The 5,140-nt window shown below is 33.8% G+C and carries 5 protein-coding genes and 1 pseudogene; 5 read left to right on the top strand and 1 reads right to left on the bottom strand.

Translation table 11 applies throughout. The features are described 5' to 3' along the window. The coding region (locus ACW2QF_RS17140; protein ID WP_455717232.1) for an alpha/beta fold hydrolase at positions 1-1,045 on the top strand (1,045 nt) is incomplete at its 5' end. 59 nt (positions 1,046-1,104) lie between these two features. Here ACW2QF_RS17140 and ACW2QF_RS17135 read toward each other — a convergent pair. Then, a complete protein-coding gene (locus tag ACW2QF_RS17135; protein ID WP_455717231.1) occupies positions 1,105-1,281 on the bottom strand; it encodes a YjfB family protein in 177 nt (58 codons plus the stop codon). Between the two features lie 210 nt (positions 1,282-1,491). On the opposite strand from ACW2QF_RS17135, the gene ACW2QF_RS17130 reads away from it, so the two are divergent. From ACW2QF_RS17130 to ACW2QF_RS17115, 4 genes and pseudogenes are all read left to right on the top strand, one after another. Next, positions 1,492-2,409, top strand: coding sequence for an ArsR/SmtB family transcription factor (locus ACW2QF_RS17130; protein ID WP_455717230.1), 918 nt, complete (start codon positions 1,492-1,494; stop codon positions 2,407-2,409). A 131-nt stretch (positions 2,410-2,540) separates the two neighbouring features. Next, positions 2,541-3,704, top strand: a complete 1,164-nt coding sequence (locus tag ACW2QF_RS17125) for a galactokinase (RefSeq protein WP_455717234.1) — start codon at positions 2,541-2,543, stop codon at positions 3,702-3,704. 30 nt (positions 3,705-3,734) lie between these two features. Further along, complete coding sequence (gene galE, locus ACW2QF_RS17120; RefSeq protein WP_455717229.1) at positions 3,735-4,727, top strand: UDP-glucose 4-epimerase GalE; 993 nt, start codon at positions 3,735-3,737, stop codon at positions 4,725-4,727. Then, positions 4,728-5,140 (top strand): annotated as a pseudogene (locus ACW2QF_RS17115) (UDP-glucose--hexose-1-phosphate uridylyltransferase); the annotation flags it as partial.

The following is a 5,140-nucleotide window of genomic DNA, read 5'->3' as shown; positions in this document are numbered from 1 at the left end:
TTGTATAATTGTAAGTAATATATTCATAAGCTGTAAATGCAAGATGAGTATAAGTAATAGACAGTTATGTTATTACAAAAGAAGAAAGGTGGAAACTGATTTGTTAACAGTTGAAAAACAAAATTTTAAGATTCTCTCTAAAGATGGGATCCATAAATTGAATGTTACCATGTGGAAACCAAAGAGTAGTGAAAAGGTGAAAGCTGTACTTCAAATATCCCATGGAATGATTGAATTTATTGACCGTTATGATGAATTTGCGAGATATCTTGTTCAGAACGGATATGTAGTTGTTGGGCATGATCATCTCGGCCATGGTAATACGGTTAATAGTCAAGATGAGTGGGGATATTTTGTTAAGAAGCAAGCAAGTCAAACCGTTGTGGATGATGTTTATCAAGTAAGTTGTAGAATCAAAGAAGAATTTCCTAATACAAAGCTTATTTTATTAGGTCATAGCATGGGATCCTTTGTTGCAAGGCGTTATCTTATGACCTATGGAAAAGAATTAGATGCTGCAATTATTATGGGAACTGGTAGTAAACCTAAGATTATGATAACCGGCGGTAAATTACTCATCCATATATGGCAAGTCATATTCGGAGACAAGCATCGTAGTAAGTTTATCGAAAAATTAATGTTTGGAACTTATAATAAACGTTTTAGTGATAATCCTGATGGTAAAGAATGGCTAACAAAAGATGAGGAGATTTGCAAATGGTATTGCAATGAACCTGCTTGTTCCTTTAAGTTTACATTGAATGGATATCAAATGATTTTAGAGGCACTTGGATTCATTCAGAAATCTTCCAATATCAATAAGATACCGAAAAATCTTCCTTTATTCATAGTAGCTGGTAAAGAGGATCCTGTTGGTGATTATGGTAAAGGTGTTGAACATGTTTATAATGTCTATAAAAAAGCAGGTATCAAAGATATATCAATTCGTTTGTATGAGAATGATCGTCATGAGATTTTGAATGAGACAGATAGACAAATGGTTTATAAGGATATCCTTAATTGGTTAGATAAATATACGAAATAATGAGTAGCTGTTGCAAAATATAACATAACTTTGCTACTTGATTTTGCAACAGCTATACCCTAGATAGAAATATCGATTGTACTACCAAGGTTAGGATTAACGGAAGTTTCCATTAACTTTACCATGTTATCCATAGATTGCTCAACTGTCTCCATAGACATTTTTAAGACAGATGCGCTAACCTGTGTCATGAGGTTGGATTGACTTAAACCAGTTGAAAGTGCTGTAATATCCATATTCATCCTCCTTTGCTTTAAGTATATAGGCTTACTATTCAGAGATTTATCGCGTGTGAGATAAATATAAATAGTTGTCAGTTTCATTATATCACAGGAAATATAAGTATTCAAAGAAAAGGTGAAGAAAAGAGTACTATTGTAGATGTGTGCCATCTATGATATACTGATTATAACAAAAATTCTGTCATAAAGGAGTATGTTGGCATTATGCTAAATTCTATAGATTTAAATCTTGATGATAATAAATTAGCTATAGTCGGAAAGGCTTTGTCATCAGAAGTACGTATAGATATTATTAAGTTATTATACCGACAGGAATATAATATCAATGAAATTGCAGAAAAGCTTGAATTAGCGCCGTCATCGGCAGCAGCTCACATTCGTGTATTAGAAGAGGCTGGACTCATTCACACTACTTTGTTACCTGGAATTCGTGGATCAATGAAATTATGTACGTTGCAGGTAGAACGTATTGGAGTAAGTCTACAGACAAAGCAAATTAGCCATCAACAGATTGAGACGATTCATATGCCTATTGGTAATTATGTTGATTATAAAGTATCACCAACATGTGGGATTGTTAGTCTGAAAGGGCCAATTGATGATGAAGATGAACCCAGATGTTTCTATAATCCAGAGCGAGTGCAAGCCAAATTATTATGGCTTGGTGATGGTTATGTAGAATATAGATTTCCCAACAATAGTATTAAATCCATAGAGCCAAGTAGAATTGAAATCTCAGCGGAATTGTGCTCAGAAGATCATGATTATAACATTGATTATCCTTCTGATATAACATTATGGATAAATGGTATAGAAGTAGCTACGTGGGAGTGCCCAAGCGATTTTGGTGGACGAAGAGGAAGATTAAATCCAGACTGGTGGCCAGATAAGAATAGTCAATATGGTATGTTGAAAACATGGGCAATTACTACAGATGGGATATATCTAGATGATGAAAAATATACTAGAAAAACCATTAAAGAGTATGCGTTATCTGAACGGGAGTATATATCTGTTCGAATCGGTGTGAAAGAAAATGCGATTCATAAAGGTGGAATGAATTTGTTCGGAAACGGTTTTGGTGATTATGAACAAGATATCGTTATGAAAATCTATAAATAAATAAAAGAAATGTATTTACATCAAGTTTTAATTGATGTAAAATACGATTAAGAACAAAAAATATGTTATAAAACAAAAAAAATGTATTAAAGTATTAAGATAAAAGCGAAAGGAGATAAGCTGTGCAAAAAATTAAGGAAGAATTATTAGCAAAGTTTATTGAAGTTTTTGGACCTGGAGGAGAGATTACTTCATACTTTGCTCCGGGAAGAGTAAATCTTATTGGAGAACATACAGACTATAATGGAGGTCATGTATTTCCGTGTGCTTTAACAATTGGAACTTATGCAATTGCTAGAAAGAATTCTAGTCGTAACTTATGTTTATATTCTGTTAATTTTGATGAACTAGGAATCATCACAATTTCTTTAGACGATTTAACCTACGCGAAAGAAGACGATTGGGCCAATTATCCGAAAGGAGTTGTTTGGGCATTTGCTGAGAAAGGTATGAAGATTGATTCAGGTATGGATATCTTGTATTATGGGAATATACCGAATAGTTCAGGTTTATCTTCTTCAGCATCTATTGAGGTTGTAACTGGATACATATTAGATCAAACATTTGGCTTTAATACATCTTTAATAGATATTGCATTAATCAGTCAGTATGCAGAGAATGAGTTCATTGGTGTAAATTGTGGTATAATGGATCAGTTCGCAATCGCTATGGGAAAGAAAGATCATGCGATATTCCTTGACACAAGTAATCTTAATTATGAATATGCACCAATACAGCTAGATGGTGCAAAGATTGTGATTATTTGTAGTAATAAGAAACGCGGATTAGGCGATTCTAAATATAACGAAAGAAGAACAGAATGTGAAACAGCACTGGAGGAATTAAAGAAAGTTGTATCTATTAATACGTTAGGTGATCTTACAGAAGAGCAATTTGAACAATACAAAGATGCAATTCAAGATGAAGTTAGAAGAAAGCGTGCGAAACATGCAGTATACGAAAATCAAAGAACAATAAAAGCAGTAAAAGCATTAAAGGAAAATGATATTATTACTTTTGGTAAATTAATGAATGAATCTCATGTATCACTTCGTGATGATTATGAAGTAACAGGGATTGAATTAGATACCTTAGTAGAGACTTCTATAGCACAAGATGGAGTTATCGGTTCAAGAATGACAGGTGCTGGTTTTGGTGGCTGTACGGTTAGTATTGTAAAAGAAGAGGCAATCGATGCATTCGCTAAGAATGTTGGAGAAGCATATCTACGAAAGATAGGTTATAAAGCAGATTTTTATGTGGTTGAAATTGGAAATGGACCGTGTATAATATAAGAGTAGGTCTACTAAGAAAGGAGTAACAATATGACAATTTTAGTTTTAGGTGGAGCAGGTTACATTGGATCACACACAGTTTATGAGTTAATTGATAAAGGTGAAGATGTTGTTATTATTGATAATTTAGAGACAGGACATATTGAGGCAGTTCATGAAAAGGCTCGTTTCTACAAAGGAGATATTAGAGATCGTGCATTTTTAGACAGTGTTTTTGCGAAAGAAAAAATAGATGCGGTAATTCATTTCGCTGCAAACTCTTTAGTGGGAGAAAGTATGGAAAATCCGCTTAAGTATTATGATAATAACTTATGTGGAACGAAAGTTTTACTAGAGGCTATGGTTGCTCACGGTATTGATAAGATTGTATTCTCTTCTACAGCAGCAACTTATGGAGAACCAGAGAGAGTGCCAATTCTTGAAACGGACAAAACAGAACCAACGAATACTTATGGTGAAACGAAATTATCTATGGAGAAGATGTTCAAATGGACTTCTTTAGCACATAACCTTCGTTATGTATCATTACGTTACTTCAACGCATGTGGCGCTCATGAAAGTGGAACGATTGGTGAAGCTCATAATCCAGAAAGTCATCTTATACCATTAATATTACAAGTTCCAAATGGACAAAGAGAAGCCATATCAATTTTTGGTGAAGATTATGATACGAAAGATGGTACATGTGTAAGAGATTACATTCATGTAACAGATTTAGCACAGGCGCATATTCTTGCCGTGAAATACCTTGCTGAAGGAGGAGAAAGCAATATCTTCAATCTTGGTAATGGTGTAGGTTTTACAGTTAAAGAAGTTATTGATACAGCTAGAAAAGTAACTGGTCATGAAATCAAAGCTGTTGTTTCTCCTAGAAGAGCAGGAGATCCAGCACAATTAATCGCTTCAAGTGATAAAGCTAGAACCGTACTTGGCTGGAAACCAGAACATGCTGACTTAGAAGAAATTATAGCATCTGCTTGGAAATGGCATAGCACACATCCAAATGGTTTTGGAGGTAAATAGATGATTTCTAACAATATTCAAAAGCTTGTTAAGTATGCTTTGGATAATGAATTAATTAAAGAAGAAGACAGGGTATTTACAATAAATACCCTGTTGGAATTATTCGAACTTAGCGAGTTAGAAGATGAAGATGGTACATATAATGAAACATTCTCTTTGGAAGAAACTTTAAATGAAATGCTTGATTATGTGGTTGACCATGGAATAATTAAGGAAGATAGCATTGTTTATCGTGATTTATTTGATACAAAGATAATGAGCAAATTGATGCCAAGACCTTCCGAAGTGATACATACATTTTGGGAGAAGTATGAAGAATCACCAGAAACAGCGACGAATTATTATTATAAATTAAGTCTAGATTCGGATTACATAAGAAGATACCGCATTGAAAAAGATGTGAAATGGGTTAC

It is taken from the genome of Anaerosporobacter sp. (assembly GCF_965301125.1).
The sequence above is the reverse complement of the archived record's forward strand: the minus strand, read 5'-3'. Positions and strand labels throughout refer to the sequence as shown.